The sequence below is a fragment of the Streptomyces sp. NPDC001507 genome (genome assembly GCF_042894765.1).
In the GTDB taxonomy this organism is placed as follows: Bacteria; Actinomycetota; Actinomycetes; order Streptomycetales; family Streptomycetaceae; genus Streptomyces.
This window is the reverse complement of the sequence record NZ_JBIAVV010000012.1, coordinates 20,732-37,125: the sequence shown is the minus strand read 5'-3', so window position 1 is coordinate 37,125 and position 16,394 is coordinate 20,732. Positions and strand designations below refer to the sequence as shown.

12 protein-coding genes are annotated in these 16,394 nt (G+C 72.5%); 6 read left to right on the top strand and 6 right to left on the bottom strand.

Features of this window, described 5'->3' with window-relative positions:
• Positions 1 to 161: 161 nt before the first annotated feature.
• Both ACFY0K_RS34385 and ACFY0K_RS34380 read right to left on the bottom strand, forming a co-directional pair.
• On the bottom strand, positions 162 to 911 hold the full coding sequence (locus ACFY0K_RS34385; protein WP_390643097.1) for a hypothetical protein: 750 nt from the start codon (positions 909 to 911) through the stop codon (positions 162 to 164).
• 162 nt (positions 912 to 1,073) lie between these two features.
• On the bottom strand, positions 1,074 to 3,152 hold the full coding sequence (locus ACFY0K_RS34380; protein WP_390643096.1) for a SpoIIE family protein phosphatase: 2,079 nt from the start codon (positions 3,150 to 3,152) through the stop codon (positions 1,074 to 1,076).
• 274 nt (positions 3,153 to 3,426) lie between these two features.
• On the opposite strand from ACFY0K_RS34380, the gene ACFY0K_RS34375 reads away from it, so the two are divergent.
• The 4 genes from ACFY0K_RS34375 to ACFY0K_RS34360 all read left to right on the top strand — a co-directional run bounded on the left by ACFY0K_RS34375 (position 3,427) and on the right by ACFY0K_RS34360 (position 7,480).
• Entirely contained in the window at positions 3,427 to 4,299 is an 873-nt protein-coding gene (locus tag ACFY0K_RS34375; RefSeq protein ID WP_390643095.1) for a hypothetical protein, read from the top strand.
• Between the two features lie 117 nt (positions 4,300 to 4,416).
• A complete protein-coding gene (locus ACFY0K_RS34370) occupies positions 4,417 to 4,785 on the top strand; it encodes a hypothetical protein (RefSeq protein ID WP_352360583.1) in 369 nt (122 codons plus the stop codon).
• A gap of 105 nt (positions 4,786 to 4,890) precedes the next feature.
• The gene (locus tag ACFY0K_RS34365) at positions 4,891 to 6,906 is read left to right on the top strand and encodes an FAD-dependent oxidoreductase (protein ID WP_390643094.1); all 2,016 of its coding nucleotides are present in this window, start codon (positions 4,891 to 4,893) and stop codon (positions 6,904 to 6,906) included.
• A gap of 22 nt (positions 6,907 to 6,928) precedes the next feature.
• A complete protein-coding gene (locus tag ACFY0K_RS34360; protein ID WP_390643093.1) occupies positions 6,929 to 7,480 on the top strand; it encodes a PadR family transcriptional regulator in 552 nt (183 codons plus the stop codon).
• A 40-nt stretch (positions 7,481 to 7,520) separates the two neighbouring features.
• On the opposite strand, the gene ACFY0K_RS34355 is transcribed toward ACFY0K_RS34360, so the two are convergent.
• Positions 7,521 to 8,096 (bottom strand): hypothetical protein, encoded by a 576-nt coding sequence (locus tag ACFY0K_RS34355; protein ID WP_351956359.1) that lies wholly within the window; start codon positions 8,094 to 8,096, stop codon positions 7,521 to 7,523.
• A 181-nt stretch (positions 8,097 to 8,277) separates the two neighbouring features.
• A complete protein-coding gene (locus ACFY0K_RS34350; RefSeq protein WP_390643092.1) occupies positions 8,278 to 9,240 on the bottom strand; it encodes a fibronectin type III domain-containing protein in 963 nt (320 codons plus the stop codon).
• A gap of 386 nt (positions 9,241 to 9,626) precedes the next feature.
• Between ACFY0K_RS34350 and ACFY0K_RS34345 the strand changes: the two genes are divergently transcribed.
• The gene (locus ACFY0K_RS34345; protein WP_390643091.1) at positions 9,627 to 10,319 is read left to right on the top strand and encodes a glycoside hydrolase family 75 protein; all 693 of its coding nucleotides are present in this window, start codon (positions 9,627 to 9,629) and stop codon (positions 10,317 to 10,319) included.
• Between the two features lie 29 nt (positions 10,320 to 10,348).
• Here the strand turns inward: ACFY0K_RS34345 and ACFY0K_RS34340 are convergent, their stop codons facing one another.
• On the bottom strand, positions 10,349 to 11,110 hold the full coding sequence (locus ACFY0K_RS34340) for an SDR family NAD(P)-dependent oxidoreductase (protein ID WP_390643090.1): 762 nt from the start codon (positions 11,108 to 11,110) through the stop codon (positions 10,349 to 10,351).
• Between the two features lie 164 nt (positions 11,111 to 11,274).
• On the opposite strand from ACFY0K_RS34340, the gene ACFY0K_RS34335 reads away from it, so the two are divergent.
• On the top strand, positions 11,275 to 11,910 hold the full coding sequence (locus ACFY0K_RS34335; RefSeq protein WP_352367308.1) for a TetR/AcrR family transcriptional regulator: 636 nt from the start codon (positions 11,275 to 11,277) through the stop codon (positions 11,908 to 11,910).
• Here ACFY0K_RS34335 and ACFY0K_RS34330 read toward each other — a convergent pair.
• Entirely contained in the window at positions 11,907 to 15,977 is a 4,071-nt protein-coding gene (locus ACFY0K_RS34330) for a discoidin domain-containing protein (protein WP_390643089.1), read from the bottom strand. The genes ACFY0K_RS34335 and ACFY0K_RS34330 overlap by 4 nt on opposite strands.
• Positions 15,978 to 16,394: the final 417 nt, after the last annotated feature.

Below are 16,394 nucleotides of genomic sequence, written 5' to 3'. Positions count from 1 at the left end.
ATGCGGCCGTGACCGTCTGTGTCCTTGTCGTTCCACTCCCGACAGACCTGGTCCAGGGCGTTCTTCAGGGCTCAGGGGTATCAGGGCTCAGGGGTAGGAGAGACGGCCGGCGACGGCGCGTCCTGGCCCGCCCTTCCCGCAGCACCCGCGGGCGGGAACCGCTAGGCGGTCGCCCCGCTGCCCGACGGGCTCGGCGATGGTGAGCGGTCGCCGGGGTGGCGCCACGGGCCGCCGTGGTCGTGCATGCCGCCGGGGCCCATACCGGTGAAGTCGCCCGAGAACGCGCCGGACGCGGTCCGCTTGCCGTCGGCGCCGCGGGTGCCGACCAGGACGGCCTTCGCGTCCTTCTTCAGCGTGTCGGAATCGCCCCGCACCTTGACGTCCGAGCCCACGGTCCATGTCCACGACGCGCCGTCGTCGCTCTGCACCGTGACCTGGTCGCCGTCCACGTTCTCGACCGTGCCCCGCTGCCAGATCCGCACCACGTACTTGCCGGTGTCCGGGTCCTTGACGGTCGCCTCGCCGTGCACGCCCATGCCACCCATGCCGAACCAGCCGTGCCCGGGCCGGTGCCCGTCCGGCGCGGAGGGCGCCGGCGAGGCGCCGGAGGCGGCCGGGGACGCGGCGGAGCCGCTGCTGCCGGAGCCGGCGGCGAACGCCACCGTGCCGCCCAGGGCGAGCGCCCCGGCGACGAGCGCCACGGTCACCGCGCGCACGCGGAAGGACTGGCGGCGCCACCGGTCGCGCAGTGGCGCGCCCGGCTCCCGGTCCGGTCCCGGCCCCGACAGGACTTCCGGCGGGGCACCCCACTCCGCGGCGGCGACCTGCGGGGGGCGGTCGGGCATCGGCGGGATCGGCGGTTCGATTCCGTCGACGTCACGGCGGTTTTCCTGCTCCGGTTCGTGCGTCACGGCTCGCTCCCATCGGCGAACGGCGGCACGCGGCATCGCGCGACGCATGCCTCTCTGTGAATTGTGGGAGGTTGCCGATAAGAACCTGGTAATCAGTTCCTGTGAATTCGATGAATCCGAACCGGGGCAGGAGCTGCATCCGGCGCCCCGGCAGCCTCCCGGCTACGGCAGTTCCCGGGCCCGCGCGATGAGCAGTGCCACGTCGTCGTGGTTGTCGGGGTGGTGCAGCTCCCGCAGCAGCAGGTCGCAGACCTCCTCCAGCGGACGGGCCGGGCCGTCGAGCAGAGCCAGCAGTTCGTCGAGGCGTTCGTCCAGGGAGTGCCTGCGCGTCTCCACCAGGCCGTCGGTGTAGAACACCAGCTCGTCGCCGGGCTCGAAGTCGACGGACGTGGTGGCGAAGGCGACCCCGCCGACACCCAGCGGGACCCCGGTGGGCAGGTCGAGGAGTTCCGGCGGACGGCCGGGGCGGACCCGGGCCGGGGGCAGGTGGCCGGCGTTGGCGATCCGGCACCGGCGCAGTTGCGGGTCGTACACGGCGTAGACGCAGGTCGCGATGGAGTGGTCGAGGCCCGACGTGGTCTTGTCCAGGTTTTCGAGGAGGACCGCCGGGTCGAGGCCCAGTGCGGCCAGGGTGGTGGTCGCGGTGCGCAGTCTGCCCATCGTCGCGGCAGCGTTGATGCCGCTGCCCATCACGTCGCCCACCACGAGGGCCGTTCGGTCGCCGTCCAGCGGAATGACGTCGAACCAGTCGCCGCCCACCTCGACCGTGGCGCCCGCCGGCTGGTAGCGGGAGGAGACCTCCAGGCCGGGGGTGACCCGAGGGTGGACGGGCAGGAGGCTGCGCTGGAGGGTCAGCGCGGTGGTGCGGGCGTTCTCGTACCAGCGGGCGTTGTCGATCTGGACGGCCGCGCGCGCCGCCAGTTCCCGGGCCAGCAGAAGATCGTCGTCGTCGAAGGACGCCGGATTGCGGGTGCGCTTGAGATCGAGGGCGCCCAGCACCTCACCGCGCGCGATGAGCGGCACGGCCAGATACGAGTGCACCCCGGCCCGGTCCAGCAGCACCGCGGCCTCGGAGGAGGGGGCGATCCGCGCCAGGTGCTCGTCCTTGGCCCGCGGGACGACGACGGACTCCCCGGTCCGTACGCACGCCGTGATCAGCCGGTCCGGCGCGTACCGGGCGACCGTCCCCGGCGCGTCCGCGGCCTGGACCGCGTCCGCCTTCTGCTCCGCGCGCACGGCGAGGGTCCGCAGCACGGCGGGCTCGGCCGGGCCGAGGGTGCCGCTGCGGCCCTCGACCACCGTGTCCAGCAGCTGCACGGCCGCCACGTCGGCCAGCTCCGGCACGGCGACGTCGGCCAGCTCCCGGGCGGTGCGCTCCAGGTCCAGGGTGGTGCCGATACGGGTGGAGGCGTCGGCGATCACGGCCAGCCGACGGCGCGCGTTCTCGGCCTCGACGCCGGCCCGGTACGGCTCGGTGATGTCCACCACCGAGGTGGCCACACCCAGCACGTTCTCCAGCGCGTCGTCCAGCCGGTAGACCGACACGGACCAGATGTGCTCCACGTCCGGATCGGCCGGCGTACGGCCCACCGCGGAATGGTCGATGACCGGCTCACCGGTCCGCAGCACCCGCAGGTAGGCCGACTCCAGCGCGTCGGCGTCCAGCGCGGGCAGCACCTCGCGGATGGTCCGTCCCACGTGCTCCTCGGCCGGGACCCCGTTCATCCGCTCCATCGCCGGGTTGACCGACACGAAGCGCAGGTCCGTGTCGAAGACGGCAAGACCGATCGGCGACTGCTGCACGATCCGTTCGGACAGCGCCACGTCCTGCTCCAGCCGGCGCACCGTCGACTGGTCGGCCGCCAGACCCAGCGCGAACACGTCGCCCTTGTCGTCCATGAGCCGCATGTTGCGGAACTCGACCACATGGGTGGAGCCGTCCTTGTGGCGGATCGGGAAGCCGCCGGCCCAGCTCCGCCCGGTGCTCATCACGTCCGCGAACAGCTTGCCGACCAGTTCGATGTGGCGCTCGTGCACCATCAGCCGGGCCGCGTACTGACCGAGCGCCTCCTGCGCCGAGTAGCCGAACAGCTCCTCGGCCTGCGGGCTCCACAGCGCGATCCGGCCCTTGGCGTCCAGCACGACCGAGGCCACGTTCAGGACGTCCAGCAGGCCGCCCGGCCGCACGGGTCCGCGCACGGGGTCCCCGCCCCCCGGCACCGAGGCCTCGGCTGGACTCATCGCACGCACCGCCTTCGGACTTCCGCACGGCACGGCGTCCCCCGTGCGGACTCTCCCCGTTCTATCGCGCTCACCCCCGACTCTCCGATGCCACCGCCGACTTTTCCACCATCTCTCAAGACGACGGCATCCGTAGCGCGAAACGACCACAGGGACGGCAGAGGCGTGAGTTCACCTTCCCGACCCGTCATTGGTCTGTACATGCCCATCGAGCCCACGCCAGACTGGCCGGCGCACGCGCGTCCCACCCCCCGATACCGAGGAGTAGGCTTCCATGCCCGCGTCCACCCGGCAACGTTGTCGCGCAGGCCTGACCGCCCTGGTCGCCCTCGCCACCACCCTGGTCCTCGCGACCGCCGCCCCGGCCTCCGCGGCCGACACCTGGACGGAGAACGGCTCCGACCACGCCGATGCGCTCAGTGAGAGCCAGGGCCTGACCTCGGTCGAGGTCCCGGCCGGCAGCCCCAATCGGTACACCGGTGCCGGCACCATCCCGCTCGACGTCTACTCCCGCGGCTGGAACCACGTCGGCGACCCCGACGAGTCCTACGACGGCTACTACGTCGAGCCGTACCAGGCGGACTCCAGCACCTACAAGATGTACCGGGTACAGGCCCCCGACGGCACCTGGTCGGAGTACGTCCACACGCTCGTCTCCGGCGAGGCCCTCAACAACTCCTGGTCCGCCATCACGCCCGACAGCCAGTACATGCTCTCCGGCGAGTACGGCACGATGACCCGCTTCCTGGTCTTCCCGACGCCGGGCGCCAACAAGAGCACCTCGCCGTCCGCGAACCTCCCGCTGGCGTCCGTCGTCAACCTGGACCACGCCGTGCGTGACGTCCAGGGCTGCGACTTCTCCAGCGCCACCACGCTGCTGTGCTCCTCGGACGACCCGGACGGCAGCCTCTTCGGCTACACCAAGCCGCTGCTGCAGATCGACCTGTCCGCGCAGCCCGGCTCCACGAACGTCACCGGGCACGTCACGGCGCTGCGCCAGCTCCCGCTGCGCAGCTCCTGCTCGGGCACCTTCGAGGCCGAGGGCATCGACTACGACCGGCGCACCGGCATCCTGCGCGTCATCGTGATGTCGCCCGGCTTCTGCGTCCTCACGGACAGCATGACCTACAAGTTCACCCGGAACTGAGCCGGCGGCCGCCGGCGGGTGGTGCGGGGCCCGGAGATCGGTGCTTTTCTGTTGGCATGGCGCGGTTCGCGGGGGACCCCGTGACGCCGCGCCATCGCCATGAGAGGAGCGATCACGATGGACCGTGTGCCCACGCACGAGGAACCCGTCTCCCTCGAGATCAGTGGATGCAACAAGGAGGACGCCCGGATCGTGTTCGACGCGCTGTGCCAGTGCTTCGAGTCCGACCGGGCCGCCGAGGACGTGCCGCAGCAGCTCCACGAGACGCGCCCGATGGTGTGGCTCGGCACGTTCGAGGTCACCGACACCCACGAGTGCACCCCGCCGCCCCGGCTCTCGGCCACGGTCGAGGCCGATGCGCAGGGCGGTTACTGGGCGATCAGCCGGCTGCACAGGACCCTCGACTCCCTGTTCACCGTGCGGAACCTGTCCTCGGCGTCCGGGGACCAGGAGAGGGAACTGCACGTCCTGCTCGAAAGCCGGTGAGCGGTGATCTGGGACACGTAACCCCGAGGGTGTTGTGCAACTAGTTGCATAATCCGTGCGCGGTCCTCTACAACTACGGTGACGACACCGCGCACGGAGGCCCCCATGAGCCGTTACCCGAACCTGCTGAAACCCCTCGACCTCGGTTTCACCACACTCCCCAACCGGGTGCTCATGGGCTCCATGCACGTGGGCCTGGAGGAGGCCGAGCGCGGCTTCGAGCGGATGGCGGAGTTCTACGCGGCCCGGGCCCGCGGGGGCGTGGGCCTCATCGTCACCGGCGGCATCGCGCCCAACGACGAGGGCCGGCCGTACGAGGGCGGCGCCAAGCTCACCACCGACGAGGAGGCCGCGCGGCACCGGGTCGTCACCGAGGCCGTACACCGCGAGGGCGGCCGGATCGCGATGCAGATCCTGCACTTCGGCCGGTACGCCTACCACCGCGACCTGGTCGCCCCGAGCCCCCTCCAGGCCCCGATCAGCCCCTTCGCGCCCCGCGAGCTGACCGACGACGACGTCGAGCGCACCGTCGGCGACTACGTCCGCGCCGCCCGCCTGGCCCGGCAGGCCGGTTACGACGGCGTCGAGATCATGGGCTCCGAGGGCTACCTGATCAACGAGTTCATCGCCGCGCAGACCAACCACCGCACCGACCGCTGGGGCGGCTCGTACGAGAACCGGATGCGGTTCCCCGTCGAGATCGTCCGCCGGGTGCGCGAGGCCGTCGGCGAGGACTTCATCATCGTCTACCGGCTGTCCATGCTGGACCTGGTCCCCGGCGGGTCGACGCTGGACGAGGTCGTCACGCTCGCCAAGGCAGTCGAGGCGGCCGGGGCGACCATCATCAACACCGGCATCGGCTGGCACGAGGCCCGCATCCCCACCATCGCCACCTCGGTCCCGCGCGGCGCCTACACCTGGGTCACCAGGAAGCTGATGGGCGCGGTGTCCGTCCCGCTGGTCACCACCAACCGCATCAACACCCCGGAGGTCGCCGAGGAGCTGCTCGCCGAAGGCTTCGCCGACATGGTCTCCATGGCCCGCCCGATGCTCGCCGACCCCGACTTCGTCAACAAGGCCGCGGCCGGCACGCCCGAGGCCATCAACACCTGCATCGGCTGCAACCAGGCCTGTCTCGACCACACCTTCAGCGGGAAGATCACCTCCTGCCTGGTCAACCCGCGCGCCTGCCACGAGACCGAACTGGTCCTCGCCCCGACCCGGCTGAAGAAGCGCGTCGCGGTCGTCGGCGCCGGACCGGCCGGCCTCGCCTGCGCGGTGTCCGCCGCCGAACGCGGCCACGAGGTCACCCTGTTCGACGCGGCGGCCGAGATCGGCGGCCAGCTGAACGTGGCCCGCAAGGTCCCCGGCAAGCAGGAGTTCGACGAGACCCTGCGCTACTTCCGCCACCAGCTCGACGCGCACGGCGTGGACGTACGCCTGAACACCACCGTCGAGCCCGCGGACGTCACCGGCTACGACGAGGTCGTGGTCGCCACCGGCGTCACCCCGCGCACCCCCGACATCCCCGGCGTCGACCACCCCCGCGTCCTCGGCTACCTCGACGTGCTGCGCGACGACGCGCCCGTCGGCGACCGCGTCGCGATCCTCGGCGCGGGCGGCATCGGCTTCGACGTCGCCGAGTACCTCACCGACGGCGGCGACAAGGCGAGCGAGGACCCGGAGACGTACTTCAGGCAGTGGGGCGTCGACACGGCGTACCAGGGCCCCGGGGGCCTGGCCGCACCGGAGCGCCCGGCGCCGCCACGGACCGTGCACCTGCTCCAGCGCAAGGCGAGCAAGGTGGGCGCGGGCCTCGGCAAGACCACCGGCTGGATCCACCGCACCGAACTCAAGCACCGGGGCGTCACCATGGTCCCGGGCGTGCAGTACGACCTGATCGACGACGCCGGACTGCACGTCACCGTCGACGGCGAGAGCACGGTCCTGGAGGTCGACACCGTCGTGCTGTGCACCGGACAGGAACCGCGCCGGGGCCTGTACGAGGAGCTGGTCGCCGTCGGCTGCAGCGCGCACCTCATCGGCGGTGCCGACGTCGCCGCCGAACTGGACGCCAAGCGGGCCATCAAGCAGGGCACCGAGCTGGCGGCCGCCCTGTAGCGTCCGTCCCTAGGATGAGCCCATGTCACTCCCGCACGCGATCCTCACCGCCCTGCTCGAACGGCCGTCGTCGGGGCTTGAGCTGACCCGCAGGTTCGACAGGTCGATCGGTTACTTCTGGTCGGCCACGCACCAGCAGATCTATCGCGAGCTCGGCCGGCTGGAGGCCGAGGGCTACATCCGCACGCTGCCGGCCGAGCAGCCGGCCCGTGGGCAGAAGAAGAGCTACGAGGTCCTGCCCGCGGGCCGCGCCGAACTGGCCCGCTGGACCGCCGCCTCCCAGGACCCCAAGCCGCAGCGGGACGTGCTGCTGCTGCGGCTGCGCGCGGCCGCCGTCGTCGGCACCGCCGGCCTCGAGGCCGACCTGCGCCGCCATCTGGAGCTGCACCGAAGCCAGTTGGCCGAGTACGAGGAGATCCAGCGCCGCGACTTCCCGCCGGGCAAGGACGCCCCCGAGGACCGGCTGCGGCACCTGGTCCTGCGGGCCGGCATCGACCTGGAGACGTTCTGGACGCAGTGGCTCGGCCATGCCCTGGAGGAGTTCGGCGAACTGCCCGGCCCGTCCCGGTCCTAGGGGACCTGTGGTCACCTTCCCGGCCGCCCCGCGACAGGGTCTAGAGCCGGTACGGCTTCGAGCGCTTGCGCAGGTACCAGCCGGTGGCGATGACGCCGGAGCCGACCAGGGCGGCGCCGATGCCCAGGGTGAGCGGGCCGTAGTCGCGGGCGGCGCCGCCCAGGCCGCCCATCACCCCCCGGGCGGGGGCGGGCACGGCCGGCTTGGTGGCCGAGTTGACGGTCGAGTTGGCGGTGGAGGAGGTCGTCGGCGCGGAGGGGGCGGACGAGACGATCACCGACTGGGTGCCCGCCGTACCGCCGTTGGAGCAGACGACGACCACCGTGTAGGTGCCCGGCGACACCCCCGACCAGGCGGCGGACTGGCTCACCGTGGTGCCCGCCAGGGCCACCTGCCGCCCCTGGGCGAAGGCGGTCTGGCCGCTGTTGAGCAGCGAGGCGTTGCCCCAGCTGCCGTTGGACTGGGTGCAGGCGCTGGTGACCACCGACACCGTGCTGCCGATGGTGCTCACCGAGATGCCCGAGAGCGCGGCGGACGGGCCGGCGAGCCAGGTCGGGAGAGCGGCGGCGGCCGCCAGGGTCAGGCCGGAGCGGAGGAGGAGTCGGGTAGTGCGCATGGTCTGCCCTCCGGCGGCACGGTGGCGGAACGTCCCGTGCGCCGCCGAGGGTGGGGAAACGCCCGTGCTGCCTCAGGTTCAGCGAAAGGGGCTCCGGTGCGTCCCGCACCCGGAGGGCGACCGGCCAGGTGACTTCTTCCTCCGCCCGGCCCACGCCGGGACGCGCGCCCGCCTCTCCTCCTCAGTCCCCGGTCGTCACGGTCCGCTCCGCCGACCAGCCGCCCCAGGTGCCGTCCGGCAGCCGCGCCCGGAGCCGCACCTGGTGCCGGACCCCATGGTCCCGGCCCACATAGAAGCTGTAGGTCGACCGTCCCTGCGGCGGAGTGCCGCCCCACACCAGGGAGGTGGTCGTACCGGCGTCCAGCCGGATCTGGTATTCGGTGACCACACCGTCCACCTGCGGTGGGTCCCACGCCAGATCGAGGTAGTAGGCCCCGCTCTGCTCGTGGGTCCGCGCCGTGAACGCGGTCGGCGCGGTGTCGCGGCCGTCGCCGCTGCCGGGCGTGGTGAGGCGCACCGCCGTGCTCGCGGGCGAGAGGTTGTCGGCCGCGTCCCGGGCCCGGACGGTGAAGACGTAGCGGGTGCCCGGCCGCAGCCCCATGACCACGGCCGCGGTCTGGTTCCCGCCCACGCTGTGGATCTTGGCCCCGCCCTGCCAGATGTCGTACGACACCACGGCCCGGTCGTCCGTCGAGGCGCCCCAGGACAGCTGTACGGCACGGCTGCCCACGGCCCGGCCCGCCGGCCGCGCGGGCCGGGTCGGCGCGGAGCGGTCGGCCGCGACCATCGCGGGGGTGGTCGCCCGCACCGCACGGCTGCGCGGCCCGAGGCTGCCGTCCCCGCCCCGGGCCCGCACGGTGAACACGTACGCCGTGGACGGCCTGAGCCTGGTGACGTCCACCATGTGCTGGGAGCCGGGCACTTCCTCGACCTTCGTGGTGCCGCGATACACCTCGTAGGCACGGATCCCGGAACCCTCCGGCAGCTCGTTCCACATGACGTGCACGCTGGTGGCGCTCCCGGCGGCCGCGGTCACCCCCGTCGGGGCACCGGGCAGCCGGCCGCTGTCGCCGTCGGCGGCCCGGCCCCAGCCGCAGGACGTCACGAACAGCAGGGCGCAGACCACGACGGCAACTCGGCGCACGGTTCCGCCTCCCTCGGGGACGGCAGCACGGCAATGGTCCGGACCAATATGACCGCCCGGGGTGCGGACATCAAGAGGGCCGTCTTGCAGACGCCGGGGGAGAGTTACGTATGCTGAGGGTCCTGCGGTCGAACTTCCCCGGAGAACAGGGGAGTTCGCGCCTGTGGCGCGGAACGCTGTCGTCGCTGATCCCGCGCCGGCACGGGCGGCCGGGGCGGTCCGGGCCGGTACCGGCCCGGCGCCCCGGTCCTCGGTGGCCGCTCACGAAGTGTCAGTTTCGTTGCGCCGAACGGCCCTGTACAGCCTCCATGTGCTGGCCCGGCCGCCGGACCCGCACCATCTTGTTCCGGGTGACTCCATGTCCCCCACGAAAAGGGTCCCTCATCGTGCGTGTCCAGTCGCTGACGCTGGCCGCGGCCGGCGCCACCCTGCTCGCCCCGGCCACCCTGCCCGCCCCCGCCCACCCCGCCTCGTACGCGGCCCCCGGTGTCCGGCACCGGATCTCCGCCACCGACCTGCTGGCCCGGGTGCGGGAGTGCACCCAGGTCTCCAGGGGCCGCTTCCGCTCCGATGCCAACACCGCCGCCACCGTCCCCGTGTGCGGCACCCGGCAGGCCGTCTTCTGGAAGGCCGACCTCGACATCGACTGCGACGGCCAGCGGACCGCCCACTGCAACCGCGCCGCCGACCCGGCGTTCACCGCCGCCACCGCCTACCACCAGTCCAACGGCCGTCAGCTCAACGCCGAGAAACTGCCCTACGTCGTCGTACCCGGCCCCAGCCGTCGCTGGAACCACCGGAAGTCCGGCGTCCGGGGCGGTGCGATCGCCGCGGTCATCTACAAGGGCCGGGTCCAGTACGCCGTCGTCGGCGACACCGGACCGCGGGACATCATCGGCGAGGCCTCCTACGCCACCGCGAAGGCGCTCGGCGTGAACCCCGACCCGCGCGTGGGCGGGGTGCCGTCCGGCGTCACCTACATCGTCTTCAAGGACTCGGCGATCCGGCCCATCGAGGACCGTGAGGCGGCGGAGGCGGAGGGGGAGCGGCTGGCGGAACAGTTCACCGGGGGCGGCTGACCGGGGGCCGGCCGCCCCTGCGGTGCGGGTCAGACGGCCGCCCAGCCGTTGTCCACCGGCAGGATCGCGCCGTTGATGTTGCTCGCCGCGTCCGAGGCCAGGAACACGATCGCCGCCGCCTGCTCCTCGGGCTCGGAGACCTGGCCCACGTTGCCGAAGTACGGGCCGAGCGCGGCCGGCCCGTGCGCACCGTCCTCCAGGTCGACCTGGATGCCGGTCCTGGTGCCGCCGGGTGCGATCGCGTTGGCCCGGATGCCCTGGTTGCGGTACATCACCGCCAGGTTCTTGGTCAGGCCGACGACGCCGTGCTTCGAGGCCGTGTACGCGGCGCCCGCCGCGCTGCCGCGCAGGCCGGCCTCGGAGGCGGTGTTGACGATCGCGCCCCGGCCCGCGGCCAGCATGTGCGGCAGCACCGCCCGGGTGAGCAGGAACGGCGCGGTGAGGTTGACCCGTATCACCCGCTCCCACTCCGTGTCGCTGACATCCGCCAGCGCGGACATCCGGTCCATGATCCCGGCGTTGTTCACCAGGACGTCCACCCCGCCGAACCGCTCCACCGCGGTCGCCACCACCTCGTCCACCACGGACTGCTCGCCGAGGTCACCGGTGACGGCGACGGCCGTACCGCCCGCCTCCTCGATCTCCGCCACCGCCGAGCCCGCGGCCTCGGCGTTCAGGTCGGCGACCAGGACCCGGGCCCCCGCCCTGGCGAAGGCCAGGGCGGCGGCACGGCCGATCCCCGATCCCGCGCCGGTGACGATGACGCCGCGCCCGTCGAGTCCGCTGGCCATGTGGTGCTCCCATCAGGTGGTTCAAGGGCGCTCGGCGCCCGGTGCGGCTCACACCATACGACTTAATGTCGGCGAGTGACATAAAGTCGCGGCCTGAATTTCCCGTCACCCCGCCGCCTCGGGGACAATCTCGGTGCAGCAGCAGACCGGCACGGGAGGGACAGATGACCGCAGGGGGACGCACGGGACGCCCGCCCCTGACCGAGGAGCGCAAGGCCGAGACCAGACTGGAGATCGCCCGCGCCGCGGTGGACCTGTTCGTCACGCAGGGGGTGTCCGCGACCACCGGCGAGCAGATCGGGCAGGCGGTCGGCGTCTCGGCGCGCACGGTGTGGCGCTACTTCCCGAGCAAGGAGGCCTGCGTGCGGCCGCTGTTCGCGGCCGGCATCGAAGCCGTCGCCGACTGCCTGCGCGCCTGGCGCCCCGGCCAGCCGCTGGAGGAGGCGTTCGAGGACGCCGTGCCGACCGACAGCCGGCTGGTGCGCAGCCCGGACCGCGCGACCATGGGCGCCCTGGTCCGGCTGACCCGCGACGAACCGGGCCTGCGCGCGGAGTGGCTGCAGTCCTACGACGAGGCCGAACCGGCCTTCGCCCGCGCCCTCGCCGAACGCTCCGGGCTGCCCGCCGACGGCCTGCGGCCCACCATCCAGGCGGCCATGTTCAACGCGGCCCTGCGCGCGGCCGTCGAGCACTACGCCTGGCGCGTCGCCGACGAGACCACGGACCCCGCCACGGCGGAGGCCGAGCTCACGGCGACCATGCGCTCGGCCCTCGCGGTGGCGGCGGAGGGGCTCGCCTAGGGACGGCTGTTGTACGCCGCCGCCCGCAGCGCCGGGCGGCCCGCGGAAAGGGCCCGCGACGGCCAGGACGCAGTGACCGTCTGTGCTTCTCCGGGCAGCAGCCACAGGTAGTTGTGGCTGTAGAGCGTCGGCAGCACGCGGTCACCGTTCGCCTCGTCCACCAGGGACAGCCGGACCATGGCGGCGACGGCCGAGCCGCGGTTGCGGACGGTGGCCGTCAGGGTGTGACGGTCACCGGCACGGGACACCGGCCCGGCCGAGACGGACACGTTCACCCGCGGGGCCCTGTCGAGTGCCTGGAGGTCGGCGGGGTCGCGGTGGCGCCAGTACGTGTTGCGCGACAGCTCCCTGCCGCCCGCGTCCGCCAGGGTCAGCCGCAGCAGGTGCAGGTCGGGCAGGTCGTCGGTCCATCCTGCGGTGAACGCCTCGGCGGTGGCGGCCCGTGCCACGTCCACCGTCGCGGTCCGGCCGCTGCCGAGCTGCCGGCCGGACAGGTCGTACAGCCGGGCGGTGACGGTGGCGCCGTGCAGGTCCGCGCGGGTGTGGTTGACCGCGAGGACCCGCCACCGCACCGGATCGGCCTGGACGTGCAGCGGCTCGCAGGCCGAACGGGCGCCGTAGTACGTGCCGTTGACGTCGAAGTCGTAGTCGTAGGTCTGCCAGACGGTGCTGTGCCAGGCAGGGTGGGACATCCACAGCATCAGGCCGGTGGCGTTGTCCCAGAGGTTGGCGTTCCAGGCCTCGAACATGGCGCGGGTGTTCTCGAAGTTGACGAACTGCGCCTTGCGGGCGAAGTCGTCCAGGCCGGTGGCCGCGCCCAGCCGGGCCTCGACGGCCGCCTTGTAGTTCTGCGGCGCCTGATTCCCGTGCTCGCTCCAGTCGTGGTAGTACCAGGCGCCGCCGATGGGCCACTCCGGCTCGTCGCCCGTCAGGTTGCGCAGGCTCGCCGCGGTGGAGACGACCGGCATGCCGATCTCGGTGTGGAAGCCGAAGTCCTTGCTGCCGTAGGTGGCGGGGTCGAAGTACCTCTCCGGCTCCACCCAGCCGTAGGGCCCGCCGCCCGTGACGATGCCGCCCGCCGAGTTGTTCTGGTACAGCAGCCCCGGTACCTGCTGCTCGACGGCCTCGCGCATGCCCTGGTCGATCGCCGCCGGCGGGTTGCCCTCGTTCGCCCCGCACCAGACCGCGACACAGGGATGGATGCGGTACCGCAGCACCGTGTCCCGGGCGAGCGAGTTGAAGGCGTCGTGGTCCGGCGGGTCCATGCCCCAGGCGTTCGGGAAGTCGTTCCAGACGAGGATGCCGTGCCGGTCGCACGCGGCGAAGAACTCCTCCCGGTCGCTGCTGCCGACCCAGTTGCGGATCATCGTGAAGTTCATGTCGCGATGCATCCGCACCGCCGCGTCCATCCGCTCGGGGGGCATCCGGCGCAGCAGCTCGTCCCAGCCCCAGTTGCCGCCGCGGACCAGCACCGGCACGCCGTTGACCGTGATCCGCAGCGGATCGGGGGCGTTCGACACGGACTTGACGTCGGTCCACCGCTCGCCGTCGGAGGACACCTGGATGACGTACGTCTTCGGGTACGCCGTCTCCCAGACGATCGCCACCCGGTCGAAGGACCGCGCGGAGCCCAGGTCCACCTGGATCCACTGGTGGTCCTCGTACTGCGAGGACCAGCGGGTGCCCGGGTCGCCGTCGGTGGCGTTCGAGGCGGGGTGGTCCGACTCCTCGGTGGAGGCCGTCGCCGTCCGGTTGAGGGCGAGGTCGGTGCCGGGACTGGAGCTGTCGATGACGCCCAGCGACCACAGCGAGTTGCCCCAACTGGTGTTGCGCAGGCCACAGTCGATACGGACGTAGCGGGCTGTCTGCCGGTCGAGGTCCTCGACCTGGAGGCTGGCGTTGCCGTCGTTGAACGGCAGCGGCACGGCCGAGTTGTCCACCGCCCGCACGTCGGTCCACTCGGTGCCGTCGGCGGAGACCTGCACCACGAAGGTCCTGGCGTACGCCCGCTCCCAGGTGAGGTCGACCCGGTCGAAGGACTGCGCCGAGCCCAGGTCGACGCTGATCCACTGGTCGTCCTCGTACGCCGAGGACCAGCGGGTGCCCGGGTCGCCGTCCGTCACGTTGGCCGGCCCGTGGTCGTCGCCGTCCGTGCTGGAGGCGTCGGCGGTCGCGTGCAGGGCGAGGTCGGTGGCCTGCCGGGTGCTGTCCCGCACCGCCAGGGTCCACAGCGAGCTGCCCCAGGAGGTGGCGCGGGTACGGCAGTTGATGCGGACGTGCCGGGCCTGCCGCCGGTCGAAGGTGACGGTCTGGGTGTACGCGTCGCCGGACGCGGTGAACGGCAGCGGCACCCGGTACTCGTAGCCGAACTGGCGGATGCCGAAGCGGGTGGTGCGCCGGTCGCTCTCGGTGCCCTCGACCGACGCGGTGAGCGTGAGGTCGTGCAGGTCCGGCTCGCCCACGCCGTTCGGCCACCACAGCCGGGGCTTGTGCAGCCGCAGCTGCCCGAAGGCGTCCGGGGCGAAGACGACGTCCACGCTGCCACCGGCCGGCACGGCGACCGTCCTGGACACCCGGACGTCGCCGAACGCCGCGGTCACCGTCGCCGTACGGTCCGCGGTGTCGGCGTTGCGGACGGGGACGACGACGGTCAGTTCGGCTACGGAGACGTCCGGCAGGTTCGGCAGGTTCGTGTCCACACGAGGGTCGCCGATGACGACCTGCCCGGTGGATCTGAGCCGGACGTGGTTCCAGATGCCCGCCGCGCGGTCGCGGACGGCCGGCATCCAGTCCCAGCCCGAAGAGGCCAGGTAGGTGGGGGAGTTGAGGTTCATCTGCCCGGCGCCCGCGTCCACCCACGACTCGCCGAGGGGGCCCTTGTCGCCGGGGCTGCCGGGGACGGGCATCGGGGTGATCCGCACGGCCAGCGCGTTCGCGCCGCCCGCGGCGAGCAGCCGGGTCACGTCGTGCGAGGAACGGGCGAAGGGGTAGGTCAGGCCGCCGACGTGCTCGCCGTTCAGCCAGATGTCGGCCGTGTGGTTGACGCCGTCGAACTCCAGCCAGATCCGGCGGCCGGACCCCGTGCGCAGGCCCGGCGGCAGCTCGAAGTCCCGCTTGTACCACCAGGAGTGCCGGGACAGCGCCTCGGGGATGCGCAGGTTGTTCAGGCCGGACACCGGGTCGGGCAGCATGCCCTGGTCCACGAGGGAGGCCAGGACGGTGCCGGGGACGGTGGCGGGCAGCCAGCCGCTCGTGTCGACGCCGGACTTCGAAAGACCCGCACCGTCCGCGCCCGCCCAGTCGTCCAGGGTGAGCCGCCAGCCCGACTCCACCGGCACGGTGCCGTCGTCGGCCACGGTCAGCGCGGGCGCCGCGCCGTGCCGGGTGCCCCAGTCGGTCCAGCCGGTCGCCGCGGGGCGGTGCCCCTCGGGGGTGCCGTACACCTCGAAGCAGTTGAGGCCCAGCGGCAGCGGGCTGGAACGCCTGCGGCACGTCATCCGCACCCAGCGCGCCGCGACCGGCCGAGGCAGCTGGACGTCCACCACGCCGCCGGTGCCGGCGGTCGTGCGGTGGACGCTCGTCCAGGACTTCTGGTCGAGGGACGTCTCGACCAGGAAGTCGAGCGCGTAGCTCGACAGGATCTCCTTGCCGGTGGTGCCGTCGGCCGGATTCCCGGTGGCAGGGGGAGTGAACACCGGGTCGGCGGCGTCGGCTTCGAAGGTCAGGCGGATCCGGGTGACCTCGCAGGCCGCCTGCAGGTCCACGGCGATCCACTGCGGGTCGCCGTCCCCGGCCCGCCAGCCGCTGCCCCGCACACCGGGTGCGGTGAGGCCGTCGACGGCGAAGGACCCCGGAGCGGCGGCGTAGGCGGTCGAGGAGACCGAGACGGGCCGGTAGAGGGCGAGTTCACGAGGCGCGGCGGGCTGGGCCTGCGGGCCGGCGGAGGCGGCGGCCCGCGCGGGCACCGGGGGCACCGTGCCGAGTCCGAACCCGGCGAGCAGGGTGGAGCCCGTGGCGACTATGGAACGCCGCGACGGACTGCGCGACGGAACCGGCTGATCGGTCATGATTCTGACGTCCCATCAGAAAGCGGCGAAGCAGGCCGAGTCGGCTCCGGGCGCTCCGCCTCGAGCGCAATGACAACGTTGCCAAAGGCTGTGTCGTCGTGAGCTTCCTGTCAATACCTGATGCATGGATCGACGGCTGTCCGGCAGGTGCGCGGTCGCGGCGATGCGAGTGGCCGGCGTGTCCGTTTCGTTCGCGTACGTGAAGTGGACGTCGGGCGGACGAGTGCGGCCGGACCTCGGGCGGGCCGTGCGCGGCTCCGGCCCGGACGCGGCGCCGGGTCGTCCGATGGAGTGGCGGTCGCCGATGTGACGGAGCGCCGGCACGCGAAACGGGTACAGCAAGCCGGAGCGACGGACTTCGTGCAACCCGGCGGTGGTCGAGGTGATGGCAGTTACAGACGTGAACGATCCCGGCCG

Coding starts and splice junctions, on each gene's coding strand:
- ACFY0K_RS34355 (WP_351956359.1), bottom strand. CDS start 8,096: ATGCGCACTACCCGACTCCTCCTCCGCTCCGGCCTGACCCTGGCGGCC.
- ACFY0K_RS34340 (WP_390643090.1), bottom strand. CDS start 11,110: ATGGCCAGCGGACTCGACGGGCGCGGCGTCATCGTCACCGGCGCGGGA.
- ACFY0K_RS34335 (WP_352367308.1), top strand. CDS start 11,275: ATGACCGCAGGGGGACGCACGGGACGCCCGCCCCTGACCGAGGAGCGC.
- ACFY0K_RS34380 (WP_390643096.1), bottom strand. CDS start 3,152: ATGAGTCCAGCCGAGGCCTCGGTGCCGGGGGGCGGGGACCCCGTGCGC.
- ACFY0K_RS34365 (WP_390643094.1), top strand. CDS start 4,891: ATGAGCCGTTACCCGAACCTGCTGAAACCCCTCGACCTCGGTTTCACC.
- ACFY0K_RS34370 (WP_352360583.1), top strand. CDS start 4,417: ATGGACCGTGTGCCCACGCACGAGGAACCCGTCTCCCTCGAGATCAGT.
- ACFY0K_RS34330 (WP_390643089.1), bottom strand. CDS start 15,977: ATGACCGATCAGCCGGTTCCGTCGCGCAGTCCGTCGCGGCGTTCCATA.
- ACFY0K_RS34375 (WP_390643095.1), top strand. CDS start 3,427: ATGCCCGCGTCCACCCGGCAACGTTGTCGCGCAGGCCTGACCGCCCTG.
- ACFY0K_RS34360 (WP_390643093.1), top strand. CDS start 6,929: ATGTCACTCCCGCACGCGATCCTCACCGCCCTGCTCGAACGGCCGTCG.